Consider the following 23,946-nt stretch of genomic DNA (forward strand, 5'->3'; position numbering starts at 1 on the left):
ATAAAGCATCACGGAAATTGATGATATGCGAAATCTTGACGTCACCACCCTGCGCAGTTTTGTGGCCGTAGCCGATCTCGGCGGGGTCACGAAGGCAGCCGGGTTTCTGCATCTGACCCAATCGGCGGTCTCCATGCAGTTGAAAAGGCTTGAGGAATTGATCGGTGTCGGCCTTCTTGACCGATCCGGGCGCGGCATTGCCCTGACCGCCGAAGGCGAACAGCTTCTGGGGTATGCCCGGCGGATGGTGACGCTCAACGACGAGGTGATTCGACGGCTCACCCATGAAGAATTCGAGGGCGAGATCACGCTTGGGGTGCCGCATGACATCGTCTACCCGGTGATTCCGCGTGCGATGCAGCAGTTCGCAGCCGCCTATCCGCGTGTCAAAGTTCATCTGATCTCGTCGTACACGCGCGATCTCAAGCCGCGGTTCGACAAGGGCGAGATGGATATCATCCTCACCACCGAAGGCGAAACCGGTGCAGGGGCGGAAGGGCTTTGTTCCTTGCCGCTGGCCTGGATCGGGGCGCCGGGCGGGGCGACATGGCGGCGGCGTCCGTTCCGCTTTGCCTCGGGAGACAATTGCCTCTTCCGGGCCAAGGCGATCCGGGCGCTTGATGATGCGGGGATTGAATGGGAGATGGCTGTGGCCACCTCCTCGGAGCGCACGGTTGAGGCAACGGTGAGCGCCGATCTCGGGGTGATGGCGATGATCGAGGGCACGCAGGCGCCCTATTTCGAAGTCATCGAGCATGGCGGCACGCTGCCGGATCTTGGCGAGCAGCATATCAACATGTATGGCGCCGACCCGAGTAAGGGCGAGTTGGTCAACTTCCTCGCGGGGCTGCTGCGCACCGGGTTCAAGCCGATGCGGGGGCGCTATGAGCTTTCGACAGCCGAGAAGCGCCTTGTCGCAGGCGCGGGGGTCGGTGCGATCTAGTCGATCGTCACAACGACTTTGCCGGTCGATTTGCGGGTGCGCAGGAGGTCCATCGCCTCGCCCGCCTGTTCCAGCGGCAGGGCGTGGCTGACGTGGGGCTTGAGGCGCCCGTCTGCGTACCAGGACAGGAGCGTGGCAAGGCTCTCGGTGATGACCGAGGGTTTGAAGGCGAGGTAGCCGCCCCAGTAAAGCCCCATGACCGTCAGGTTTTTCACAAGCAGGTGGTTCGCAGGCACTTGCGGGACATCGCCGCTTGCAAAGCCGATGGGCAGCAGACGGGCCTCGGGGTTGCAGGCCCGGAAGGCAGCCTTCCATTGTTCGCCGCCCACGGGATCATAGACCACATCGGCCCCGCCAAGCGCTTTGACCTCGGCGCGGATGTCGGCGGTCGTGGCATCGAGCAGGTGGTCGGCACCGGCCTTTTCTGCCACGGCGAGCTTGTCCGCACCGCGCGCGCAGGCGATCACATTGGCGCCCATGAGCTTGCCGATCTCCACCGCCGTCAGGCCCACGCCGCCGGCCGCACCAAGGACGAGGAGCGTCTCTCCCGGTTGTAGGCGGGCGCGGTAGTCGAGCGCGACGTGGCTTGTGCCATAGGCGACCATGAAGGCGGCGGCGTCCGCATAGGGCATGTCATCGGGGAGAGGCACCGCGCGGCGGGCTTCGAAACAGCCATATTCCGCGAGGCCACCATGCCCGGCAAAGACCGCAACGCGTGTGCCTGGTGCCGGGCCGTCCGTGTCGGGGCCAAGCGCATCCACGACACCGGCGATTTCCATGCCGCCCACGAAAGGCAGGGCGGGCGTATCCTGATACGTGCCTTTCTGCATCAGAAGATCGGCGAAATTCAGACCACAAGCGTGGATTCGCACCCGAATCTCTCCGGTGCGCGGTTCCGGCATCGGCAAGTCTGCAAGGGCAGGGGGCGTGTCGTGGGACGTGATCTGGTAAGCGCGCATATCTTCCTCCGTGGCAACCTTAAGGGTTGGTTTACCGAGAAACGGATTTTTGTCAAAAAATCCATGGCAGTCAGTTAGTTTCCGTAGGGGAAGGTATGGACACAGATCAGCTTTTGATTGAAATCTTCTCTATTCGATTAGCCGCTCACTTGTGCAAATATTCTTGATTAAAGGGCGGAAAGCACTAGTGTTGAGGCACCAAGGTAGTCACCCTATGGTTACGGACATTGTCCGGAACGGTTCGCTGACTGAGCGTTGCGTGAAGCAAGTGAACCGTAGCCAATTGAGAAAAGGAGACGTTCTATGGCCCATCCAGTGGACGTGCATGTCGGTAAGCGTATTCGCCAAAGGCGTTGGCTTACGGGTATGACCCAACAGCAGCTGGCCCAGAAGGTCGGAATTAAGTTCCAACAGATTCAGAAATATGAAACCGGCGCCAACCGCGTCAGCGCGTCCCGCCTCTGGGATATTGCAGATGCCCTTGATGTGCCGGTGAGCTTCTTCTTCGAAGGTATCGAAGCGGAAGAAACCGAAGAGAGCACGGCAAGTGTTCCTGCCGATATCATGGGAGACAAGGAAGCCCTTGATCTCGTCCGGTCGTATTACTCGATCCCTGAAAACCAACGCCGTCGCCTGTTCGAGCTGGCCCGGGTCTTATCTGACGTCGCTTGAGTTCCACGCGGCCCTACGCTAGCGGTTGATGCAAGCGAGTAGTGGCCGGAGGTCTCGGGTGACGGGAAATTTTCATAAAGACATTCAACAGGTCGCGTTTGCCATGGCAGATGCGGCCCGTTTTGCGATTCTCCCCTATTTTCGTGCAGATGGCCTTGTCGCCGAGAACAAGCTCGCCAGCGGGTTTGACCCGGTGACCGAGGGCGACCGGGCAGGCGAAGCCGCGATGCGCGCCGTGCTGGCCGAGAGGCGTCCCGAGGACGGGATTTTTGGCGAAGAAATGGGGCGGAGTGCCGGGACGAGCGGCCTGACCTGGGTGCTTGATCCGATTGATGGCACGCGCGGGTTCATGAGCGGTACACCGACCTGGGGCGTATTGATCGCGCTCTCTGATGAGACCGGGCCGATCTTTGGCATCATTGACCAGCCGTTCATCGGTGAGCGCTTTGCCGGGGGGCTTGGGCTCGCACAGGTCGAGGGGCCGCAGGGTCGCCGCGCCTTGCAGACTCGCAAGGGCAGCTGCCTTGCAGAGGCGACGGTCTTCACCACTTTTCCGGAAGTTGGCAGCGCTGAGGACGCCGCCGGGTTCCGCGCGGTGTCGGAAAAGGCGCGGCTTACGCGCTATGGCATGGATTGCTATGCCTATGCGCTTGTCGCGGCGGGGCAGGTGGACCTCGTGATCGAGGCGGGCCTCAACGATTATGACGTGCAGGCGCCGATTGCCGTGATCGAAGCGGCAGGCGGCATCGTCACCGACTGGCAAGGCGGCAAGGCGCATGAGGGTGGGCGCGTCCTCGCGGCGGCGAATCCGCAGGTTCATGCCGAGGCGCTTGAGATTTTGCGGCAGTATTGATCGCATGGCGCGGGGCGGGTAAACCTTGCCCTGCGTCGAGTCCTTTGCCCGTCTTCTGTCGGCGCGTTCACACTTCATCAGACCGAAACGGGCCCTTGGGAAGTGTGAAAGGACAGCGACATGCCCGAAATTCTTATCCGCAATGCCAGCCATGTTCTGACGATGGACGATGCGCGCCGTGAACTCGGCGGTGCCGATCTTCGCCTGAAAGACGGCCAGATCGTCGAGATCGGCGCAGGCCTTCAGAGCGATGGCGAGGTGGTCGAGGCGGCGGGGTGCGTTGTCACGCCAGGCCTCGTCAACACGCATCACCACCTTTACCAGACCCTGACGCGGGCCGTGCCGGGGGGGCAGGATGCGCTCTTGTTTGGCTGGCTTCAGACGCTTTATCCGATTTGGAGCCGGTTTGGGCCGGAGGAGATGTTCACCTCGGCGCAGGTCGGGATGGCGGAGTTGATGCTCTCGGGCTGCACGCTGACCTCGGATCATCTCTATCTTTATCCCAACGGTGCGACGCTCGACGATACCATCCACGCAGCGCACGAGATTGGGATGCGGTTCCATCCGACGCGCGGTGCGATGAGCATTGGCGAAAGCGATGGCGGCTTGCCGCCCGACAGCCTTGTCGAGAGCGAGGAGGACATCCTAATAGACGCGGCACGGGTCGTGGATGCGTTTCATGATGCGGGCGAGGGGTCTATGTGCCGGGTCGGGATCGCGCCCTGCTCGCCCTTCTCGGTCAGTCGCGAGTTGATGCGGGATGCGGCGCTTCTTGCCCGAGAGAAGGGCGTCATGCTGCATACCCATTTGGCCGAAAATGATGAGGATATTGCCTATAGTCTCGAGAAATTCGGCTGTCGTCCGGGGCAATACGCGGAAGACCTTGGCTGGATCGGGGACGATGTTTGGCACGCGCATTGTGTCAAGCTGGATGGGCAGGAGATCGACCTCTTCGCGCGGACAAAGACGGGTGTCGCGCATTGTCCGTGCTCCAACTGCCGGCTTGGGAGCGGTATCGCGCCGGTGCGGGCGATGCGCGATGCGGGTGTGCCTGTGGGGCTTGGCGTTGACGGATCGGCGAGCAACGATGCGGGCAACCTTGTTCTTGAGGCGCGACAGGCGATGCTTTTGCAACGGGTGGCGCGCGGGGCGGATGCGATGAGTGCGCGTGAGGCGCTTGAGATCGCGACGCGGGGCGGGGCCGAGGTTCTTGGGCGCAGCGATTGCGGGCAGATCGCGGTCGGCAAGCGGGCCGATATTGCCATCTGGGACGCGCGTGGCATCGAAAGCGCCGGGAGCTGGGATCCGGCGGCGCTCTTGCTGGCAGGGCCGGTACAGGTCCGGCATCTGTTCATCGAAGGACGTCAGACGGTGCGCGATGGGCATGTGACGACGATCGACCTTCCTCGGGTGATCGAACGGCAGAATGCGATGGCGAAGGTCTTGGCGGGATAGGGTAAAGACACCTCCCCGAAAACGCGAAAAGCGCAGGGAAGACCCTGCGCTTTTTCGTGTGACCTTCTGGAGCGGGCGATGAGATTCGAACTCACGACCCTAACCTTGGCAAGGTTATGCTCTACCCCTGAGCTACGCCCGCACCGGAAAGGTTATGTCTTCAATGGAGCGGGCGATGAGATTCGAACTCACGACCCTAACCTTGGCAAGGTTATGCTCTACCCCTGAGCTACGCCCGCGTCATTGAGTGAGGCGTGAGATATAAAGACTCGTGCGCAGCCGCAAGAGGAAAAACGCCCCTGCCGGTAAAAAAATCAAAGCAATGCGACGGGAATTGCAGGCCGATCCGTAGAAGAGACATGCGCCCACCCCAGAGAATGTGGCGAAGATGGGAGGACAGATGGTGTTTGCGAAGCGAGAGACCTTGCGGATTGCGGTTCTTGTGCTGCTGATTGCGGGCGGTTTTGCCGCCAAACAGGAGATTTCGCTTGAGCGCGGCTTTGTGGGCGAGACGCTTGATCTAAGTGCTGTTCCCTCGATTGAGGTCGAGGCGCTGCCTTCGCTTTGACCTTCGTGGCTGCCGTGCTAGAGGACATTCGGAGAAGTGCCGAGGAGACCCTGCATGGGCGATTATGTCATTACCCTGTCGTCTATTCCGCCGCGGTTTGCAGGGTTGGGTCGAACATTGGAGAGCCTGTTGGCTCAGAGTGTCAAACCCGCACGAGTCATCCTTTATCTGAGCCGAGAGTACCGCCGGTTTCCGGACTGGGACGGCACGTTGCCAGAGGTGCCGGACGGCGTTGAAATACGCCTTGTGGACGAAGATTTCGGGCCGGCGACCAAGGTGTTGCCCGCGCTGCGGGATTTCGCGGGGCAGGATATTGATATCCTGTTTTGTGATGACGATCAGGTCTATCGCCCGTGTATTGCCGAGCGCCTCTTGGCGGCCCGTGCGAAGCGGCCCAACGATTGTATCGCGATCAACCCTATGGCGGATTTTGAGCCGCCCGAGGGCGCGCACAAGCGTCAGGATGTCAAAAGGCCGAAACTCTTGCGCCTATGGAAGGTGACGCATGTGCCATTCCATATCCGCCGGCATTGGCGCGGCCTTGTGTGTTGGATCACTGGTGCGCCTTACAAAGACCCGCCGCGCAGGCTCTTGATGCGGTCTGGATATGGGGATGCGTTCGAGGGGTGGATGGGCGTTCTTGTGCGGCCCGAGTTCTTTCCCGAGGAGGTCTTTGATATTCCAGATTTCGCCTGGCCCGTGGATGATGTCTGGCTGTCTGGCCAAGCGACACGGATGGGGCACCCGGCCTGGATCATCGGCGGCTTTTTCGAGCCGATCTTGATGCCCGAGAACCAAGAGTCGCATTTCAGTGACTCGGCCCTGCACAATCAGGTCTTCGGCGGTGCGGGCCGGGACGATTCCAACGTGAAAGCCGTGCGATATTTTCAGGAGACCTATGGGATCTGGAGATGAGGCGGCACATCATCACCCTTACGGCGATCCCGCCGCGATTTGACCGGCTTGGACCGGCGCTGCACTCTCTCCTGCGCCAATCTGTACCCGCCGAGGCGATCCGGCTCTATATCCCGATGCGCTATCGACGCTTCCCGGACTGGGACGGGCGTTTGCCCGAGGTGCCGGAAGGTGTCGAGATTCGCCGGGTTGAAGAAGATTTCGGGCCAGCGACCAAGCTTCTTCCTGCTTTGAAAGAGTTCGCAGGCGAGGATGTGGAGATCCTGTTTTGCGACGATGACATGATCGCGCCGAAACACTGGGCGCGTCGGTTCCTGAGGGAGCGCGAGGCGCAGCCTGATGCTTGCCTTTGTGTTTGTGGCTGGGACACGCCCGAAAGTGCAGGCGCCGACCGACCCATGCCTCGTGCCGAGCGCAATCCGGTGACGTTCGACATGCTCTACCATCTGCGCTGGATGATACGCTGGATCGCTCTCAAAATGGGGGCGGAGCGCGGTTTCATTGGGCGCTATCAGTTTCGAAAGGGTGGCCATATCGATGTCTTTGAAGGCTTCGGTGGGGTTATGGTGCGGCCGGATTTCTTTGGTGACAGGGTGTTCGATATCCCGGCCGAGGCCTTTGCGGTCGATGATGTCTGGCTATCGGGCATGGCGATGGTTTCGGGACATCCGACATGGGCAATGGCCCATGCACCACAGCCAAGCGCAGGTCCGGGATCCGGTCGCGCAGCGTTGCTCACGACGGTGATCGAAGGCGCGGGGCGTGACGAGTCGAATTTGGCGGCCGTCTCTTATCTCCAGCGTGAATTCGGGATCTGGTCCTAGGGCGTCGATCTATTCCCTGGTGAGACCCGCGCGTATTCCACAAAGGCGCGCGCCTTGCAGTTTTCCATATACCCATAGTGATTCGTTTCTCTGCCGTAGTAATTCCGGTTCTCGGTATTCTTTTCCTTATTGCGATATGGCGCGGTCACTCCTTTCCATTTGTCGCGTTTATTTCGGCTTTGGAATCTCCCCAAATCCGGCTCGATCGCGTGCTCTTGGAAAAAGATGCGGTTTGCTGATATGTTTTAAACATCTGAAATACAAGGATAATATTCCGGTAATTGCGATAACATGTATTTCTGCGCCATATTTAAGACATATTCTTTTCGCCAGATTGAAAGAGGAGAAAGAGAACGAGTGAACATCCAATTCAACGAGTGACTGTTGGCTTTGGTACGAGTGGTAGAGGGTAAGAATGCCTGAATTTGCGATTTCAAATGTGTATCGGTACGACGGCAGTCTTGCCTCTCTCAACCTCGGGTCTTTGCTCGATACCAATCTGTTGAATCTTGGGAGCGAGCAGAGCGGCGTATTCAATGATGACGACGGTCAACTTGATCTCGGCGATAGCGGGACGACCACGTTCTCTTTCGATGGCTCGGGCACGGCAAGCCCGATCACCTATCTTGGCTCGGGAGAGATTTACACGCTTGGCATTTTGGGGCTTCGCGTGGACCCGAGGCCGGTCATTGCCTTTCAAGTCGATGACGAGATTTATTTCTATGCAGAAGACGGTCTTCCGATCCTGAGCGCCGTATCGTTCGGGATTGACGTGGATGTGCTTGAGCCGGGTGTCCTTCCGCCCGACAGCCAGTTGCCAGATGGAAAGGTCGATGGGCTTGAGACCGGGGAAGTCATGGATGTCGGTTATGCCGACGAACAAGGCGATCTGATCACCGACGGCGACGATACGATTTATGGCAATGGCGGCGCCGATGTGATCATCGCAGGCGACGGGGATGATGTTGTCCATGGCGGCGACGGGGGCGACCTCATCTTTGGCGGTGACGGCGACGACACGCTTTATGCCGATTCCGGTGTCGATGCGCTTTATGGTGGCGCGGGTGCGGATGTGTTCGTGGTCGAGGGCGAAGGCGAGCTCATTGCGGATTTCGACACCAGCACGGGTGTCGGGGACGGCGATAGTTCCAACAATGATTTCGTTGACCTCTCGGAATTCTATAATCAAACCTCTCTGGATGCCTGGAACGCGGCCAATCCGGGGCAGACCTATGATGACCCGTTGGAATGGTTGCGGGCGGACCTTGCCGACAATGGTATTCTCGAACAGGCCGGTGGTGTGCGGATCGAGGATGGCGGTATTTCGGTCAACCCGGCGCTTCTTGATATTGAGAACACCAACGTCGTTTGTTTCGCAGAAGGGACGATGATCGAGACGGATCAGGGGTTGCGACCGGTTGAACAGCTCGGGGTTGGGGATAGGGTTCTGACTTTGGACAACGGCTTTCAGGAGGTGCGTTGGATCAACATGCGCGCGCTGTCGCCGCTTGATCTTGTGTTGCGACCGAACCTCAAGCCGATCCACATTCCAGCAGGGGCGCTTGGCGAGGGGATGCCAACCGAGATGCTTGTGGTCTCGCCACAACATCGTATTCACGTGCACTCTCCGATCCTCATGCGGATGATCGAAAGCAAAGAGGCGCTGGTGCATGCCAAGTCTCTGGTCGGGGTCAATGGTATCTCGGAGATGCAGGACATGATGGGGGTGCGCTATTGGCATTTCATGTGCGCCCGCCACGAGATCGTGCACGCCAATGGTGCCTTGGCCGAGAGCTTCTACGTCGGTGCCTATGGTGTCAGCACGCTTGATGCCGAGGCCTATGAGGAGATCGTGACGCTTTTTCCGGAATTGCGGCTTGGAGCCGAGGAGGTGCCGCCAGTCATGCGTGCGGCGCGCCCGTTCCTCAAGCCCCGCACTGCGCGCAGTTTCGTGCGTCGCTCTTTGAAGAACGACAAGCCTTTGTCTGTGCCAGCCGAGAAGGCAGAGCGAGGAAGCGTTTGCAGAGAATCCACCCGCTGACGGGGCCATAATGCCTTGGCCGCAAGAGACGGCGGCCAGTCACGGCCAATCGAAACGCTAGGGTGGGGGCAGGGAAAGGCGTCACGGGTGTGACGCCTTTCCCATCAATTACTCAAGCTCGACAAGGAGGTCTTTGGCGTCGATCTGGCCGCCGGGGTGGGTATGGACGGCCTTGATGGTCGCATCGCGCTCGGCGTGGATACCGGTTTCCATCTTCATCGCCTCGATGGTGAGGAGGAGGTCGCCCTCCTTGACGCTTTGACCCGCAGAGACCGCCACAGAGGCCACCACGCCCGGCATCGGCGCGCCGATGTGGTTCGGGTTGCCGGCTTCGGCTTTGGGGCGCTGGGCCGTCGAGGATTTCACCAAACGGTTCGGCACGCGGATCACACGCGGCTGGCCGTTCAGTTCGAAGAACACCTTCACTTCGCCATCCTCACCGGTCTCGCCCACGGCCTGAAGCCGGATTTCCAGCGTCTTGCCGGGGTCAATCTCGGCGGTGATCTCGTCGCCGGGCTCCATCCCATAGAAGAAGGTGCGCGTTGGCAGGGTGCGCACGGGGCCGTATTGGCGGTGGCGTCCCATGTAGTCGAGGAAGACTTTGGGATACATCAGGTAGCCGTTGAGATCCTCATCGTCGATGGCAAGCCCTTCGAGCTGTTGGCTGAGCTCGGTGCGGGTTGCGTCGAGGTCGACCGGGTCGAGGTGCTTGCCCGGGCGTTCGGTATTGGGCGCTTCGTCCTTCAACACTTTCTTGACGATCCCTGCGGGGAAGCCGCCGGGTGGTTGGCCGAGATTGCCGCGCATCATGTCGATCACGGAATCGGGGAAGGCGACGTCGGTCTTTGGGTCTTCGACTTGCGCGCGGGTGAGGCCTTGGGAGACCATCATCAACGCCATGTCGCCCACAACCTTGGAAGACGGCGTCACCTTGACGATATCGCCGAACATCTGGTTCACGTCCGCATAAGTGCGCGCAACTTGGGTCCACTTCTCTTCGAGACCGAGGCTCCGGGCCTGGGCCTTCAGGTTGGTGAACTGGCCGCCGGGCATCTCGTGCAGGTAGACTTCCGAGGCGGGGGCGGCGAGGCCGGATTCGAAGGCAGTATATTGCGCGCGCACGCCTTCCCAGTAATCCGAGATCTCGCGGATGGCATCGATATCGAGGCCAGTGTCGCGATCCGTGTGGCGCAGCGCTTCGACGATAGAGCCGAGGCAGGCCTGCGAGGTGCCGCCCGAGAAGGCGTCCATGGCAGCATCGACCGCGTCGACACCGGCGTCGGCGGCGGCAAGGATCGTCGCCCCGGCGATGCCAGAGGTGTCGTGGGTGTGGAAGTGGACCGGGAGGTCGATTTCTTCCTTGAGCGCCTTGACGAGGACGCGGGCGGAGGCGGGCTTGAGCAGTCCGGCCATATCCTTGAGGCCAAGCACATGGGCGCCCGCGGCCTCGAGCTCTTTGGCCATGCCGACATAGTATTTGAGGTCATATTTGGCGCGGTCGGGATCGAGGAGATCGCCCGTGTAGCAGATCGTGCCCTCGCAGATCTTGCCGCTCTCGACCACGGCATCCATCGCGACGCGCATGTTTTCGACCCAGTTCAGGCTATCGAAGACGCGGAACACGTCGACGCCGGTCTCGGCGGCTTGGCGCACGAAGGCTTGCACCACGTTGTCGGGGTAGTTCGTATAGCCGACACCGTTTGAGGCGCGCAGGAGCATCTGGGTCAGGAGGTTCGGCATCGCGGCGCGCAGGTCGCGCAGGCGCTGCCACGGACATTCCTGCAAGAAGCGATAGGCGACATCGAAGGTCGCGCCGCCCCAGCATTCGACCGAGAAGAGCTGTGGGATATTGGCGGCGTAGGCGGGCGCAACCTTGATCATGTCGATGGAGCGCATCCGCGTTGCCAAAAGCGATTGGTGCCCGTCACGCATGGTCGTGTCGGTCAGAAGGAGTTGTTTCTGGTCCTTCATCCAGTCGGCCACGGCCTTGGCGCCTTTGTCCTCGAGCAGGTTGCGCGAGCCGTAGGACGCCTCGCCGCGCCGCGCGGGCGCGACCGGGGCCTTGAGATCGGCAGGCGGCTCGGGGCGGTCGGCGGTCTCGGGGTGACCGTTGACTGTAATGTCCGCGATGTAGGTCAAGACCTTGGTGCCGCGGTCCTTGCGCTTAGCGAACTGGAACAGCTCGGGCGTCTCGTCGATGAATTTGGTCGTGTACTGGTTGTTGAGGAAGGTCGGGTGTTTGAGCAGGTTCTCGACGAAGGCGATATTGGTGCTCACGCCACGGATGCGGAATTCGCGCAGGGCGCGGTCCATGCGGGCGATGGCCTTTTCAGGTGTGGGCGCCCAAGCAGTCACCTTGGTCAGAAGCGAGTCGTAGTAGCGCGTGATGACGCCGCCTGCATAAGCCGTGCCGCCGTCGAGCCGGATGCCCATGCCTGTCGCCGAGCGATAGGCCGTGATGCGGCCATAGTCGGGGATGAAGTTGTTCTGCGGATCTTCGGTGGTGATCCGGGTTTGCAGGGCATGGCCGTTGAGGCGGATATCATATTGCGAGGCCTTGCCGGTCGCCTCGGCAATGCTCTTGCCTTCTGCGATGAGGATCTGGGCCTGCACGATGTCGATGCCGGTCACTTCTTCGGTGACGGTATGTTCGACCTGCACGCGCGGGTTCACCTCGATGAAATAGAACTTGCCGGTTTCCATATCCATCAGGAATTCGACGGTGCCCGCGCATTCATAGTTCACATGGGCGCAGATCTTGCGGCCAAGCTCGCAAAGCTCTTCGCGCTGGGCCTCGGAGAGGTAGGGCGCGGGCGCACGTTCTACGACCTTCTGGTTGCGGCGCTGAACCGAGCAGTCGCGTTCGTAGAGGTGATAGATATTGCCCTGCGTGTCGCCGAGAATCTGCACCTCGACGTGGCGGGCGCGGATGATCATCTTTTCGAGATAGCCCTCGCCATTGCCAAAGGCCGCTTCGGCCTCGCGACGGCCTTCGAGCACTTTCTCCTCAACCTCGTCCTCCGACAGGATCGGGCGCATGCCGCGCCCGCCGCCGCCCCAAGACGCCTTGAGCATCAAGGGATAGCCGATCTCTGCGGCCTCGGCCTTGATTGCGGCCATGTCGTCGCCGAGGACTTCGGTTGCCGGGATCACCGGCACGCCAGCCTCGATCGCGACCTTGCGGGCGCTGGCCTTGTCGCCAAGGGCGCGCATGGTTGCGGCCTTGGGGCCGATGAAGGTAATGCCGTTTGCGGCACAGGCATCGACGAAATCGGGGTTCTCGGACAGAAGGCCATAGCCCGGATGGATCGCGTCTGCACCACATTCCTTGGCGACGCGAATGATCTCGTCAATCGACAGGTAGGCCGCGACCGGCCCCATGCCCTCGCCAATGCGATAGGCCTCGTCCGCCTTGAACCGATGGAGCGACAGCTTGTCCTCTTCGGCAAAGACCGCGACGGTGCGTTTCCCCATCTCGTTGGCGGCGCGCATCACGCGGATGGCGATTTCGCCCCGGTTGGCGATCAGGATTTTCTTGAAGTCAGGCATGGGCAGGCTCCCCTCTTTCGTGCTCTGTCCAAAGTGTAGTCACGGGGTAAGGCACCGGCGAGTGCCTGCGCAATACCAAGGACTGCGTAAATCTGTAACTTTTGTGAAAGGATTTGTTCCTTTTTTTAACGCGCTTTGCGTCCAATCTTTCTGCGGTTGCGACATGTTTGCGCAATCAGGGGAAAGTCTTCGAAATTTCGCGTAGATCGCGCGCGCCGATCTGGCCCATATTGGCGGCCATGTCCTTGGCCAAGATGTCCACGAGATGATCCGGTCCGCGCGCGCCCAAGGCGGCGAGAGCGATGTGGAACCCACGTCCCATCATCACGAAATCCGCGCCGCGCGCACGGGCGCGCAGAATGTCGAGGCCGGTCTCGATGCCGCTATCGAGGATCAGGGGCAGGGAGGTTGCGGCGCGGATGGCGGGCAGGGCCTCGATGCTGGCGGGGGCGGCGTCGAATTGGCGTCCGGCATGGTTCGAGACCCAGAGCGCGTCCACCCCGGCCTCTTCAAGCTTGACGGCGTCCGAGGCGCGCATGACGCCTTTGACGATAAAGGGGCCGTCCCAGTTGTCGCGCAGCCAATGGAGATAGTCCCAATCCGGCGAGGTGCGCAGGAGGTATCCGGCGTGGGCGGTCGAACTCATCCCCGTGAGGTTTCCCGCGTATTCGTCGATCAGGCGCATGCGGGGCATACCCATGCGCGCGGTGCCAAGCGCCCATGCGGGGCGCAATGCCACCTGAGCCATGAGGCGCGGGGTCAGGCGGGGCGGTGTTGTGAGGCCTGAGCGCACCTGACGTTCGCGGCGGCTTGCCACGGGGACATCGACGGTCAGGACGAGCGCCTTAAATCCGGCGGCTTTCGCGCGGGAGAGCATGTTGGCGCGAATTTCGGGATCGCGGGGAGGATACATCTGAAACCAGCCATGGGTGCCGAGATGGGGCGCGACGGTCTCGGGCGTCTGGCTCGCGACGGTGGAGAGCGTATAGGGAATGCCGAGCCGTTTTCCGGCGGCGGCGAGGAGGCGTTCGGCGTCGGGCCAGATCAGGCCAGACATGCCAACGGGCGCGATGCCGAGGGGCAGGGGGTAGTCCTCACCGAAAAGCCGGGTCGAGAGGTCGGGCTCGAACTCGCCATGCAGGATCGAGGGGGCAAAGAGAATCTCGTCGAGTTTCGCCCGGTTGCGCGCCTTTGTGGCCTCGGTGCCTGTTGCGCTGTCGAGGAATTCCCAGACGAATTTCGGCAAGCGCCCCTGCGCGCGGGTGCGCAGGTCGGAGAGGGCGGGATATTTCGCGTGCAGGTCCATGATGTATTTGTTGGGTGCAGGCTGGGATTTGTCCAGACACCGATTTCCTGGCAAGAAACGTAGGCTTGGAACATAAAGCGAACTTTTCAACGCGGATATCGCAGGCTAGATTGCCCGCCATGAGCAGTTTTGACGAATCCGACGCTTTCGAGAGCGCCTCTCTCGCCGCCCGCGCGATGGCCGCGAGGCCGATGCCTTATCTTGACGAGTTGAACCCCGCACAGCGTGAGGCGGTGGAAAAGATGGACGGGCCGGTGCTCATGTTGGCCGGGGCTGGAACAGGGAAAACCAAGGCTCTCACGGCGCGGATCGTGCATTTGCTCAACACTGGAAGGGCGCGACCCAATGAAATCCTTGCCGTGACCTTTACCAACAAGGCCGCGCGGGAGATGAAAAACCGGGTGGGCCGGATGCTTGGCGAAACCGTCGAGGGGATGCCGTGGCTCGGCACCTTCCATGCGATCTGTGTCAAGCTTTTGCGGCGGCATGCGGAACTTGTCGACCTGAAGTCGAACTTCACGATCCTCGATACGGACGACCAGATCCGCCTTTTGAAACAACTCATCGCAGCGAACAATATCGACGACAAACGCTGGCCCGCGCGGATGCTCTCGGGGCTAATCGACGGTTGGAAGAACAAGGCGCTGACGCCGGATCGCCTCCCGGCTGCGGATGCGGCGGCTTTTAACCATCGTGGCGGGGAGCTTTATGAGCAATACCAGACCCGCCTGCGCGAATTGAACGCGGTCGATTTCGGCGACCTCCTCTTGCACATGGTGACGATTTTTCAGCGTCATGAAGACGTGCTTGCGCAGTATCAGCGTTGGTTCAAATACATCCTTGTCGACGAATACCAAGATACCAACGTGGCGCAGTATTTGTGGCTCCGCCTCCTTGCGAGCGGGCATAAGAATATCTGTTGTGTCGGAGACGATGACCAGTCGATCTATGGCTGGCGTGGGGCCGAAGTTGGCAACATCCTGCGGTTTGAAAAGGATTTTCCCGGCGCGCATGTGGTGCGGCTTGAGCAGAATTACCGCTCGACAAAGCATATCCTTGCCGCCGCCGCGAATGTCATTCGGGGCAATGAGAAACGCTTGGGAAAAGAGTTGTGGACCGCTGCCGAGGACGGCGAAAAGGTGCGCCTGATCGGTCATTGGGACGGTGAAGAAGAGGCGCGCTGGATCGGGGAAGAGATCGAGGCGATGCAGCGCGGCACACGGGGTATGCGGGCGCTGTCGCTTGATGATATGGCGATTCTCGTGCGCGCCTCACATCAGATGCGGGCGTTCGAGGATCGGTTTCTGACCATCGGCTTGCCCTATCGCGTGATCGGCGGGCCGCGATTTTACGAGCGTTTGGAAATCCGCGATGCGATGGCCTATTTCCGCCTTGTGGTCAGCCCGGATGACGATCTTGCCTTCGAGCGGATCGTGAACACACCCAAACGCGGGCTCGGCAATGTGGCGCAGCAGAAGATTCAGACCTGTGCGCGGGCCAACGGGGTGTCGCTCCTCGAAGGGGCGCGCATCCTGCTTGAGGAAAAAGGGATCGGCGGCAAGGGTGCGAAAGAGCTGGGCATCCTTGTCGAGGGACTGGCGCGTTGGGGCCGGATGGCGGGCGATGATGACCTCACCCATATGGAACTGGCCGAGATCATCCTTGATGAGTCCGGCTACACGACCATGTGGCAGAACGACAAGACGCCGGAGGCGCCGGGGCGGCTCGAGAACCTGAAGGAATTGGTTAAGGCGCTGGAAAGCTTTGAAAATCTGCAAGGATTCCTCGAGCACGTCAGCCTCATTATGGACAATGAGAGCGACGATGCGGAGGCCAAGGTTTCGATCATGACGCTGCACGCGGCCAAGGGGCTCGAGTTTCCGGCGGTGTTCCTGCCGGGCTGGGAAGACGGGTTGTTCCCGTCGCAGCGCAGCATGGACGAGAGCGGCCTCAAGGGCCTCGAGGAAGAGCGACGGTTGGCCTATGTGGGGATCACGCGGGCCGAGGAGATCTGCACGATTTCTTTCGCGGGCAACCGGCGGGTCTATGGCCAGTGGCAATCGCAGATGCCGTCGCGCTTTATTGACGAGCTGCCCGAGGATCATGTCGAGGTGCTTACGCCGCCGGGACTATATGGCGGAGGATATGGGGCTGCCAGCGGGCAGGTCTCGAGCACGCGCGTGGATGAGCGCGTCGCGCAGGCGAACACCTATAACTCGCCGGGCTGGAAGCGGATGCAATCGCGCAGCGCAGAGCGGGGACTGTCGCAGCCGCGCGAGAGCCGCAACACGATCATCGACCTTGAGGCCGTGTCGAGCTTTACCCTTGGCGAGCGCGTCTTTCATCAGAAATTCGGCTATGGGATCGTGCAGGATATCGAGGGTGACAAGCTCGAGATCGCGTTCGACAAAGCCGGGGTGAAGAAGGTCGTGGCCAAATTCGTATCGCCTTCGGACGACATCCCCTTCTAGAGCCCTCTCTTTGAAACAGGCAGTGCGCTGCGCCCAATTGGGTGCGGCGGCGTTTGGCATGTCCTGAGAAAACAGTCTCCCAAAAAGAAAAAACGACGGTGCCAGGGAGGAGGAAGGCACCGCCGTTCTTTGTCACAGAAGCGCCCCTGGGCGGAGGGGCGCCCTGATCTTTGGTGGCCCGAGGGCCGAAGTTCACGACGCTCTCCCGGGGGGCGGAGAGGAGATCGCCGCGTCTTTACAAGGCGCATGGGAGGAGGAGAGCGCCTTGATCTCTTTGGGCTATCGGAGCCCGTGGTTCTTGTGCGGCGACACCCAGGGAGGAGGAGAGGGTGCCGCCGCTAGTCCAAGTCGCCCAGGGAGGAGGAGAGGGCGGCTTGTTCCGGTTGGACCTTGCGGTCCGGTGTTTTTGGCGACGGCAACAGGGAGGAGGAGAGTTGCCGTCGCAGTTCCGGGAAACAAAAGGGAGGAGGCGTTTCCCGGAGCTATTCCTTAGTTTTCGTAGGCCGCCTGATAGGCGATCCGACGGATCATCGACCGGTTCAGGCCCATGTCGCGCAGTTGTGCATCCGGGAGCGCAGCCAGTTCGTTGTAGGCGCGGCTAAAGGCGCGGGCCTTGCGAAGGCGCTCGACCAGATCGGTGGCCAGGGCGGAAAGACGGTCGGTGAAACCGTGCTTGCTTGCGATGAAGTCAGTGGCGAGTGCCATGATGTATCCTCGGTTTGTCGTCGTGAGCGAGACTGTGTCGCTGTTATGAAAGGGATATAGGGTCATGCTGCAGGTGCACAATGGATAGCTCTGCAATGCTGCTATGCAGCAATGGAATAGGGGAAGCTACGTCAACCACCACCTGCACAGGGATTGTGCAACTGACTGAATTCATGTTCAAAAGGGCGCATTGGACCTTGTTCAGCCAAGAGGTTCGCCCCATCTCGAAGGGTATGAGGAGACAAGAATGACCGTGAAAGAAAATGACGTTCTCGGCGCTTTGGCGCGTCTGACACTGCCGGATGGTGGCTCGCTCGTGGACCGGGATATGGTGCGCGCATTACATATTGATGGGGCCACCGTGCGCTTTGTGATCGAAGCGCCCAACCCCGATGTGGCGCGCAAGATGGAACCTGTGCGACAGGCGGCGGAGAGCGCTGTGGCGGCCCTTCCGGGGGTCGAGAATGTGTCGATCGCGCTTACGGCACATGGCCCGGCACCGGCGCAAAAAGCCCCGCCGAGCCTCAAGGTTGGTGGCCACCCGAAGCCGCAGCAGGGGCCGATGAAGGTCAAAGGCGTCAAACGTATCATCGCCATTGGATCGGGTAAGGGTGGCGTCGGAAAATCCACCGTTTCCAGCAACTTGGCCGTCGCCTTGGCGCGCAAGGGCAAGCGCGTTGGACTTCTTGATGCGGATATCTATGGGCCTTCGCAGCCGCGGATGATGGGGGTCAACAAGCGACCGGCGTCGCCGGATGGAGAGACGATCATCCCGCTCGAGGCGCATGGGGTGACGATCATGTCGATCGGGTTCATGGTTGATGAGAACAAGCCCGTGGTCTGGCGTGGCCCGATGCTCATGGGGGCGTTGCAGCAGATGCTTGGCCAAGTGCAGTGGGGCGAGTTGGACGTCTTGCTCGTGGACCTGCCGCCGGGGACGGGCGATGTGCAACTGACCCTCTGTCAGAAGACCGAGTTGAGCGGGGCCATCGTTGTCTCCACGCCGCAGGATGTGGCGCTTATTGATGCGCGCAAGGCACTGGGAATGTTCGAGCTTTTGAAGACGCCTGTTCTGGGACTGATCGAGAACATGTCGTCCTATGTCTGCCCGAAATGTGGGCACGAGGCGCATATCTTCGGTCACGGCGGCGTTGCGAAGGAGGCCGAGAGCCTTGGAGCGCCGCTTCTGGGCGCGTTGCCGATCGACCTTGAGACGCGACTCGCCGGGGATTCGGGGGTGCCGGTGGCCGCTGGAGACGGGCCAATGGCCGAAGCCTATGGTCGAATCGCGGAGGGATTGATCGCGGGGGGGCTCGTCTAGGGGCGAAAAACCAACGTCGGTATCACGTCGGTATTGCGTCTGTATCGCGGTGGTGCGGATTCTGAGGCGGCTCGAGCGGTGGTTCGAGCCGCCTCATGCGTTTTTGAGGAAGTTCTGCAACTCGCCGTAGAGCACCTTGCGCTCATCCTCGGAGAGAAAACGCCCGATTTCGACGGTGCGGCCATTGCCGGTCAGCGTCACGTAGTGCGGCACCGGTCCCCCATGAATATGCATCTCGGGCCGGGCCCAGTAGATATTGCAATCCCATGATTGGGTTTGTCCGCGCGCCGGGCGGTGGGTCAGGGTCAGGATATCATCGTCAAGGCGCAGTTCCTCGAGGATGTCGCCATCCTTGTAGGAGCGTTCGAGCCCCCACCAAAGCGCCGCAACCATCAGCAGGATGAAGGGCAGGAGACCCCAGAGGAACACAGTGCCCAAGAGTCCGTAGAGCGGCACCGTGCCAAGCAAGAATGCCATCAATACCATCGCGGCGAACCCCTTGCGAGGGAGCGAGCGATAGGGCCAGAGGGTCAACACGACCTTGGTGTCAGGGGCGTTCTGGGTCCAGGTGTGGGGCATGGTGCGGGTCTAGCCTTGTTGATCCGGGCGAAATCCGGTCGCCAGAAGGACACATCTTCCAAGGACAGAAGCGTCATTCGGCGTGACCGATACGTGCTGAAAGCCCGCGGCTTTCAGGGTTGCGATATAGTCCGGGGTGGACAGGCTTGCGTGATAGACGGTTTCGCTATTGACCGTGCCCGTCACGGCGCCTTCGCCATATCCGACTGTGAGCATCATCGCGCCGCCGGGGCGAAGCAGGGCGGCCATGCGGGGCAGCGCGGCACGCTGTTCCTCGGGGCTGAGATGAAAGACCCCGTCCCAACTTAGGATCCCATCAAAGCGCGGGCCTTCGGGGAGGGCGCGGATATCGGCCACCTGCCAGTTTGCGTTGGGCCAGTCCTCTGTGGGGAAATGTTGTTTGGCGAGGGCAATCATCTCGGGGCTGTAGTCATAGCCCGTCAGATGGTGGCCCTGCTGAAGGAGAAAGGGGGCGATGGGGCGTCCCGAGCCACAACCGAGATCGAGAAGGCGCGCGGGGCGAGGAAGAGTGTCGAGCCAGCGTTGCAGCCAAGGCTGTTCATAGAGACCAAGTGTGTCGTGGTGCTCTTGCCGTGACCTGTCCCATGCCGCAGCCTGTCGCGCGTAGACAGCTTGGGTCTGGGATTTGATCTCGTCGAGACGGGGAGGGTGTGCGGTCATGGAGGGGCGGGCGCGTTTGGAAAAGAAAAAGGCCCCGGCGGAAAACCGGGGCCTCTTTGGCGTTTCAGAGGCGGACAGCGCTTAGTGCGCGTGGCCCTTGTCCCAGTCTTCCTGTTTCGGAAGCTGCTCGAACGTGTGTTCGGGCGGCGGGGAGGGCAGGGTCCATTCCAGAGTATCCGCGTATTCGTTCCAGTAGTTGTTTTCGGTCACGCGGGCGCCACGCGTCAGCGAGTAGATCACGATACCGAAGAACAGAACGAAGGAGGCAAACGAGAGCAGCGCGCCGTAGGAGCTGATCTTGTTGAAGTAGGCGAAGGCCTCCGGATAGTCGATGTAGCGACGCGGCATGCCCTGACGGCCCAGGAAGTGCTGGGGGAAGAAGGTCAGGTTGACGCCGATGAAGAACATCCAGAAGTGGAGCTTTGCCGCGACTTCGGGGTACTGACGGCCCGTCATCTTGCCGAAGTAGAAATAAATCCCGGCAAAGATGGTGAAGGCGGCCCCCATCGACATGGTGTAGTGGAAGTGCGCCACGACGTAGTAGGTATCGTGGTAGGCACGGTCGACACCCGCCTGCGAAAGCACGATGCCGGTCACACCACCAATGGTGAAGAGGATCAGGAAGCCGAGGCCAAAGAGCATCGGTGCCTTGAACTCGAGCGAGCCGCCCCACATGGTTGCGATCCACGAGAAGATTTTCACCCCTGTGGGCACCGCGATGACCATTGTCGCGAGCATGAAGTAGCTCTGCTGGGTCAGGGACATACCGACGGTGTACATGTGGTGCGCCCAGACGACGAAGCCGAGTGCGCCGATCGCGATGATGGCCCAGACCATCGGCAGGTAGCCGAAGACGGGTTTGCGCGAGAAGGTGGCGAACACGTGGCTGACGAGGCCGAAGCCGGGCAGGATCACGATGTAAACCTCGGGGTGGCCGAAGAACCAGAGAATGTGCTGGTAAAGGATCGGGTCACCGCCGCCGGCGGGGTCAAAGAAGGTCGTGCCGAAGTTACGGTCGGTCAGCAGCATGGTGATCGCGCCAGCCAGAACGGGCAGCGACAGAAGGATCAGCCAAGCGGTGACGAAGATCGACCAAGAGAAGAGCGGCACCTTGAACAGGGTCATGCCGGGGGCACGCATGTTCAGGAAGGTGGTGATCATGTTGATCGCGCCGAGGATCGACGAGGCACCCGAGACGTGCACCGCGAAGATCGCGAGGTCCATCGAATAGCCCGCTTCCGAGGTCGAGAGCGGCGGGTAAAGCACCCAGCCTACGCCGGACCCCAGCTGGCCGTTGCCGCCGGGGCTCAGGAGCGAGGCAACACCAAGGGAGACGCCGGTCACATACATCCAGAAGGACAGGTTGTTCATGCGCGGGAACGCCATGTCCGGCGCGCCGATCTGCAGCGGCATGAAGTAGTTGCCAAAGCCGCCGAACAGGGCCGGGATCACCACGAAGAACATCATCAGGACGCCGTGATAGGTAATCATCACGTTCCAGAGGTGTCCGTTCGGGGTACATTCCGCGGAGGCGTCTGCGATAAAGCGCGCACCTTCGAGGCACATGTATTGCACACCGGGTTCCATGAGCTCGAGGCGCATGTAAACGGTGAAGAGAACTGCGATCAGACCGACGAAAGCCGAGACGATCAGGTAGAGAAGACCAATGTCCTTGTGGTTGGTCGACATGAACCAGCGGGTAAAGAAACCGCGCTCGTCTTCATGGTCGTGGCCGTGAATGGCTGCGTCTGCCATTTTTTGCCTCCCTTATGGTGGGTTAAGGACACGGGGGATTCTTCCCGCGCCCAGGTTCATCGTCTTTTTTAGATGTGTCGGGGGCAGGCCGCAATCACCCTATTTGACACAGATCAAAAAAAAGTGTCGCACCCCAGTTGATTTGGGTCAAATCCGACCGGGGTTTCGCGGGGTGGGGGCGCAGAATGGAAAACCCCCGCACAACAGGGTGTTGCGCGGGGGTCTTGGAGCCGGGCGGACCCGGTGAAACAGAGCGTCGATTACTCGGACGCGGCTTCCGGTGCCGGGGCGACGGAGGCGAGATAGGCCGCCACGTCTTCGCCGCCTTTGCGGAGTTTGAAGCTCATGCCGGATTTCGCTGCGAAATCGTTGTCGCCGAGCCATGCCTTGGGATCTTGGACATATGCGGCGATCGCTTCTTCGGTCCAGACGAAGCCAGCTTCGGCGGCTTCTTCGAGGCCGTCCTTGTAGCGGAAGCCTTCGACCGAGCCAGCCACACGGCCAACAACACCGTAGAGGTTCGGACCGGTCTTGCCGCCTTTGAAGATGGTCTCACCTTCCGGCGATTCGATCATGTGGCAGGATTTGCATTTCTTGAAGGCTTTCTCGCCTGCTTCTGCATCGCCTTCGGCGAATGCGGGGGCGGAAAGAGCGATCAGAGCTGCGGTGGCAACAAAAAGGTTCTTCATGAGATTTCCCTTGGCTTAGTGTTTTTCCTTGCTGGAGCGAAACATAGTGTTTCACGGCTTCAAAAGCGATACCTGAAATTGCGTCAGGACACCGCAGGCCGGGTTCCGCCGGTTCGCTATGCGGCTGGCTTCACGAGACAATCATTAACATATTGCTTTGTTTGAATTATTCAACCAAACCCTGAATTTTTTCAGTGGTTTGATCCAGTCGCTACGTACCGCGGTGCGGGCGTGAGATCATATGACCGTGGACGGCCTTCCTGATTCGAAGGGGGCATCTAGAAGAAGGAGAGATGACTTGAAGCGTATGATTTCAAAGACTGGGGCTGCGGTTGTAGCCGCTATCGTTCTTGCATCTTCGGCGACGACCGCAGCCGCCACCGATTTCAGCGGGATTTATGGCGGTCTAAGCGCCGGTAAAGCCTTTGGGGATGGGACGCATTACGCGACCGGCTCGGCGACAGCCTACGGCACTGCGTCGCCGGATACGGCGCTTGTTGGCGGCGTTTTCGGTTGGAACCAGCGAGCCGGGGATTTCGTCTACGGGGTTGAGTTCGGGCTTTCGGCCGGGGTGTCAGATGGCAGCGTGTTCAACCATAGCTGTGCCTGTAGCAGCATGCAGCTGAGCTTTGATCGGGCGATTGAAATTGGGCTGCGCGGCGGTTGGGTGAGCGGCGACACGCTTTTTTATGGCGCGCTCGGTGCTGCGCATCTGAGTTTTCAAGAGCGTTACACCACGATCTCAACCCCGAATGCGATCAATATGAAGAACAGTGACACAGTACCCTATCTCGGGCTTGGGGTGGAGCATGCGGTTGCAGAGGGATGGTCGATCCGGGGTGAATACCGGCACTACTTCAATGTGACGACTACGAACCCCGCGACAGCCTATCCTGCAAGCCTATCGACTTTGAGCAGCGGGCGGCGCGACTATGATTTCGGGGTCTTCGCGATCACGTTGACGCGCTATTTCTGATCCGGGTTCTGATCGAGGGGGCCAAAGACCGTGTCGAATGTGCGCCGCAGGGCCACGTCGACATCGGTCATGGTCACGGGCAGGCCGAGATCGACCAGCGATGTGACGCCGTAGTCGGTAATGCCGCAGGGCACGATGCCGTTGAAATGCTCAAGCTCGGGTTCGACATTGATAGAGATGCCGTGGAAGCTCACCCATTTGCGCAGACGGATACCAATGGCGGCGATCTTGTCTTCGGCGGGCGCACCCGTGGCGGTCCGGGGTTTGTCGGGCCGGGCGATCCAGACGCCGACGCGGCCGTCGCGGATTTCACCAGTCAGGTTGAACTCGGCCAGCGTTTCAATGACCCAGGTCTCAAGCTGTTCGACGAATTTGCGCACGTCGTGCCCGCGTTTGCCGACATCGAGCATGACATAGGCGACGCGCTGGCCGGGGCCGTGATAGGTATATTGCCCGCCGCGCTTGCTCTCGTAGACAGGGAAGCGGTCGGGATCGGTCAGGTCGGCGGGTTTGGCAGAGGTGCCGGCGGTATAGAGCGGCGGATGTTCGACAAGCCAGATGCATTCCTCGGCTTCGCCCTTAGAGATCGCCTCGGCGCGGGCCTCCATGAACGCCACGGCGTCGTCATAGGGGAGCAGCCCCTCATGCGTGATCCATTCCACCATGGCGAAGTCCCCTTCAGCT

The 23,946-nt window shown here is 60.6% G+C and carries 20 protein-coding genes and 2 tRNA genes; 11 read left to right on the forward strand and 11 right to left on the reverse strand.

What is annotated here, in order from left to right:
• Positions 1–25: 25 nt before the first annotated feature.
• Entirely contained in the window at positions 26–943 is a 918-nt protein-coding gene (locus R1W01_RS14560; protein ID WP_243613297.1) for a LysR family transcriptional regulator, read from the forward strand.
• Here R1W01_RS14560 and R1W01_RS14565 read toward each other — a convergent pair.
• Positions 940–1,902, reverse strand: a complete 963-nt coding sequence (locus tag R1W01_RS14565; RefSeq protein WP_297759213.1) for an NADPH:quinone oxidoreductase family protein — start codon at positions 1,900–1,902, stop codon at positions 940–942. The genes R1W01_RS14560 and R1W01_RS14565 overlap by 4 nt on opposite strands.
• 303 nt (positions 1,903–2,205) lie before the next feature.
• On the opposite strand from R1W01_RS14565, the gene R1W01_RS14570 reads away from it, so the two are divergent.
• From R1W01_RS14570 to R1W01_RS14580, 3 genes are all read left to right on the forward strand, one after another.
• A complete protein-coding gene (locus tag R1W01_RS14570) occupies positions 2,206–2,574 on the forward strand; it encodes a helix-turn-helix domain-containing protein (protein ID WP_243613299.1) in 369 nt (122 codons plus the stop codon).
• 58 nt (positions 2,575–2,632) lie between these two features.
• Positions 2,633–3,427, forward strand: coding sequence for an inositol monophosphatase family protein (locus R1W01_RS14575; RefSeq protein WP_411028164.1), 795 nt, complete (start codon positions 2,633–2,635; stop codon positions 3,425–3,427).
• 120 nt (positions 3,428–3,547) lie between these two features.
• Positions 3,548–4,882, forward strand: coding sequence for an 8-oxoguanine deaminase (locus R1W01_RS14580; protein WP_297759217.1), 1,335 nt, complete (start codon positions 3,548–3,550; stop codon positions 4,880–4,882).
• Positions 4,883–4,949: 67 nt separating this feature from the next.
• Here R1W01_RS14580 and R1W01_RS14585 read toward each other — a convergent pair.
• Together R1W01_RS14585 and R1W01_RS14590 are read right to left on the reverse strand one after the other, a co-directional pair.
• A tRNA-Gly gene (locus R1W01_RS14585) sits at positions 4,950–5,024 on the reverse strand.
• Positions 5,025–5,046: 22 nt separating this feature from the next.
• Positions 5,047–5,121 (reverse strand) — tRNA-Gly (locus R1W01_RS14590).
• A 161-nt stretch (positions 5,122–5,282) separates the two neighbouring features.
• On the opposite strand from R1W01_RS14590, the gene R1W01_RS14595 reads away from it, so the two are divergent.
• The 4 genes from R1W01_RS14595 (at position 5,283) to R1W01_RS14610 (ending at position 9,230) form a co-directional block, all read left to right on the forward strand.
• Complete coding sequence (locus tag R1W01_RS14595; RefSeq protein WP_243613301.1) at positions 5,283–5,450, forward strand: hypothetical protein; 168 nt, start codon at positions 5,283–5,285, stop codon at positions 5,448–5,450.
• Positions 5,451–5,504: 54 nt separating this feature from the next.
• Positions 5,505–6,365 (forward strand): glycosyltransferase family A protein, encoded by an 861-nt coding sequence (locus R1W01_RS14600; protein WP_297759219.1) that lies wholly within the window; start codon positions 5,505–5,507, stop codon positions 6,363–6,365.
• Positions 6,362–7,189, forward strand: a complete 828-nt coding sequence (locus tag R1W01_RS14605; RefSeq protein WP_297759221.1) for a glycosyltransferase family A protein — start codon at positions 6,362–6,364, stop codon at positions 7,187–7,189. Before R1W01_RS14600 ends, R1W01_RS14605 begins: the two co-directional genes overlap by 4 nt.
• Before the next feature lie 415 nt (positions 7,190–7,604).
• The gene (locus R1W01_RS14610) at positions 7,605–9,230 is read left to right on the forward strand and encodes a Hint domain-containing protein (protein WP_297759223.1); all 1,626 of its coding nucleotides are present in this window, start codon (positions 7,605–7,607) and stop codon (positions 9,228–9,230) included.
• 108 nt (positions 9,231–9,338) lie between these two features.
• On the opposite strand, the gene R1W01_RS14615 is transcribed toward R1W01_RS14610, so the two are convergent.
• Both R1W01_RS14615 and R1W01_RS14620 read right to left on the reverse strand, forming a co-directional pair.
• Complete coding sequence (locus R1W01_RS14615; protein WP_297759225.1) at positions 9,339–12,779, reverse strand: pyruvate carboxylase; 3,441 nt, start codon at positions 12,777–12,779, stop codon at positions 9,339–9,341.
• A gap of 175 nt (positions 12,780–12,954) precedes the next feature.
• The gene (locus R1W01_RS14620; protein ID WP_297759227.1) at positions 12,955–14,085 is read right to left on the reverse strand and encodes an alpha-hydroxy acid oxidase; all 1,131 of its coding nucleotides are present in this window, start codon (positions 14,083–14,085) and stop codon (positions 12,955–12,957) included.
• 119 nt (positions 14,086–14,204) lie between these two features.
• Here R1W01_RS14620 and R1W01_RS14625 point away from each other — a divergent pair, with 119 nt between their 5' ends.
• On the forward strand, positions 14,205–16,556 hold the full coding sequence (locus tag R1W01_RS14625) for an ATP-dependent helicase (protein ID WP_297759229.1): 2,352 nt from the start codon (positions 14,205–14,207) through the stop codon (positions 16,554–16,556).
• Positions 16,557–17,045: 489 nt separating this feature from the next.
• Here R1W01_RS14625 and R1W01_RS14630 read toward each other — a convergent pair whose 3' ends face one another.
• On the reverse strand, positions 17,046–17,261 hold the full coding sequence (locus tag R1W01_RS14630; RefSeq protein WP_243613307.1) for a DUF1127 domain-containing protein: 216 nt from the start codon (positions 17,259–17,261) through the stop codon (positions 17,046–17,048).
• A 247-nt stretch (positions 17,262–17,508) separates the two neighbouring features.
• Between R1W01_RS14630 and R1W01_RS14635 the strand changes: the two genes are divergently transcribed.
• The gene (locus R1W01_RS14635; protein WP_297759231.1) at positions 17,509–18,582 is read left to right on the forward strand and encodes an Mrp/NBP35 family ATP-binding protein; all 1,074 of its coding nucleotides are present in this window, start codon (positions 17,509–17,511) and stop codon (positions 18,580–18,582) included.
• Positions 18,583–18,675: 93 nt separating this feature from the next.
• Here the strand turns inward: R1W01_RS14635 and R1W01_RS14640 are convergent, their stop codons facing one another.
• The 4 genes from R1W01_RS14640 to R1W01_RS14655 form a co-directional block, all read right to left on the reverse strand.
• Positions 18,676–19,161 (reverse strand): DUF2244 domain-containing protein, encoded by a 486-nt coding sequence (locus R1W01_RS14640; RefSeq protein ID WP_297759234.1) that lies wholly within the window; start codon positions 19,159–19,161, stop codon positions 18,676–18,678.
• A gap of 9 nt (positions 19,162–19,170) precedes the next feature.
• Positions 19,171–19,842: a class I SAM-dependent methyltransferase gene (locus R1W01_RS14645; protein WP_297759237.1), complete on the reverse strand. Its 672-nt coding sequence runs from the start codon at positions 19,840–19,842 to the stop codon at positions 19,171–19,173.
• Between the two features lie 81 nt (positions 19,843–19,923).
• Positions 19,924–21,597 carry a cytochrome c oxidase subunit 1 gene (locus R1W01_RS14650; protein WP_297759240.1) on the reverse strand — a complete coding sequence of 558 codons (1,674 nt, stop codon included), beginning with the start codon at positions 21,595–21,597 and terminating at the stop codon, positions 19,924–19,926.
• Between the two features lie 260 nt (positions 21,598–21,857).
• A complete protein-coding gene (locus R1W01_RS14655; RefSeq protein ID WP_243613313.1) occupies positions 21,858–22,286 on the reverse strand; it encodes a c-type cytochrome in 429 nt (142 codons plus the stop codon).
• 307 nt (positions 22,287–22,593) lie between these two features.
• On the opposite strand from R1W01_RS14655, the gene R1W01_RS14660 reads away from it, so the two are divergent.
• Positions 22,594–23,262, forward strand: coding sequence for an outer membrane protein (locus R1W01_RS14660; protein WP_297759415.1), 669 nt, complete (start codon positions 22,594–22,596; stop codon positions 23,260–23,262).
• On the opposite strand, the gene lipB is transcribed toward R1W01_RS14660, so the two are convergent.
• Positions 23,253–23,927 (reverse strand): lipoyl(octanoyl) transferase LipB, encoded by a 675-nt coding sequence (lipB, locus tag R1W01_RS14665; protein WP_297759243.1) that lies wholly within the window; start codon positions 23,925–23,927, stop codon positions 23,253–23,255. The genes R1W01_RS14660 and lipB overlap by 10 nt on opposite strands.
• Between the last annotated feature and the right edge of the window lie 19 nt (positions 23,928–23,946).

Origin of the sequence: Shimia sp. FJ5 (assembly GCF_032918335.1) — a bacterium.
In the GTDB taxonomy this organism is placed as follows: Bacteria; Pseudomonadota; Alphaproteobacteria; order Rhodobacterales; family Rhodobacteraceae; genus Shimia; species Shimia aestuarii_A.

Coding starts and splice junctions, on each gene's coding strand:
- R1W01_RS14560 (WP_243613297.1), top strand. CDS start 26: ATGCGAAATCTTGACGTCACCACCCTGCGCAGTTTTGTGGCCGTAGCC.
- R1W01_RS14565 (WP_297759213.1), bottom strand. CDS start 1,902: ATGCGCGCTTACCAGATCACGTCCCACGACACGCCCCCTGCCCTTGCA.
- R1W01_RS14570 (WP_243613299.1), top strand. CDS start 2,206: ATGGCCCATCCAGTGGACGTGCATGTCGGTAAGCGTATTCGCCAAAGG.
- R1W01_RS14580 (WP_297759217.1), top strand. CDS start 3,548: ATGCCCGAAATTCTTATCCGCAATGCCAGCCATGTTCTGACGATGGAC.
- R1W01_RS14595 (WP_243613301.1), top strand. CDS start 5,283: ATGGTGTTTGCGAAGCGAGAGACCTTGCGGATTGCGGTTCTTGTGCTG.
- R1W01_RS14600 (WP_297759219.1), top strand. CDS start 5,505: ATGGGCGATTATGTCATTACCCTGTCGTCTATTCCGCCGCGGTTTGCA.
- R1W01_RS14605 (WP_297759221.1), top strand. CDS start 6,362: ATGAGGCGGCACATCATCACCCTTACGGCGATCCCGCCGCGATTTGAC.
- R1W01_RS14610 (WP_297759223.1), top strand. CDS start 7,605: ATGCCTGAATTTGCGATTTCAAATGTGTATCGGTACGACGGCAGTCTT.
- R1W01_RS14615 (WP_297759225.1), bottom strand. CDS start 12,779: ATGCCTGACTTCAAGAAAATCCTGATCGCCAACCGGGGCGAAATCGCC.
- R1W01_RS14620 (WP_297759227.1), bottom strand. CDS start 14,085: ATGGACCTGCACGCGAAATATCCCGCCCTCTCCGACCTGCGCACCCGC.
- R1W01_RS14625 (WP_297759229.1), top strand. CDS start 14,205: ATGAGCAGTTTTGACGAATCCGACGCTTTCGAGAGCGCCTCTCTCGCC.
- R1W01_RS14630 (WP_243613307.1), bottom strand. CDS start 17,261: ATGGCACTCGCCACTGACTTCATCGCAAGCAAGCACGGTTTCACCGAC.
- R1W01_RS14635 (WP_297759231.1), top strand. CDS start 17,509: ATGACCGTGAAAGAAAATGACGTTCTCGGCGCTTTGGCGCGTCTGACA.
- R1W01_RS14640 (WP_297759234.1), bottom strand. CDS start 19,161: ATGCCCCACACCTGGACCCAGAACGCCCCTGACACCAAGGTCGTGTTG.
- R1W01_RS14645 (WP_297759237.1), bottom strand. CDS start 19,842: ATGACCGCACACCCTCCCCGTCTCGACGAGATCAAATCCCAGACCCAA.
- R1W01_RS14650 (WP_297759240.1), bottom strand. CDS start 21,597: ATGGCAGACGCAGCCATTCACGGCCACGACCATGAAGACGAGCGCGGT.
- R1W01_RS14655 (WP_243613313.1), bottom strand. CDS start 22,286: ATGAAGAACCTTTTTGTTGCCACCGCAGCTCTGATCGCTCTTTCCGCC.
- R1W01_RS14660 (WP_297759415.1), top strand. CDS start 22,594: ATGATTTCAAAGACTGGGGCTGCGGTTGTAGCCGCTATCGTTCTTGCA.
- lipB (WP_297759243.1), bottom strand. CDS start 23,927: ATGGTGGAATGGATCACGCATGAGGGGCTGCTCCCCTATGACGACGCC.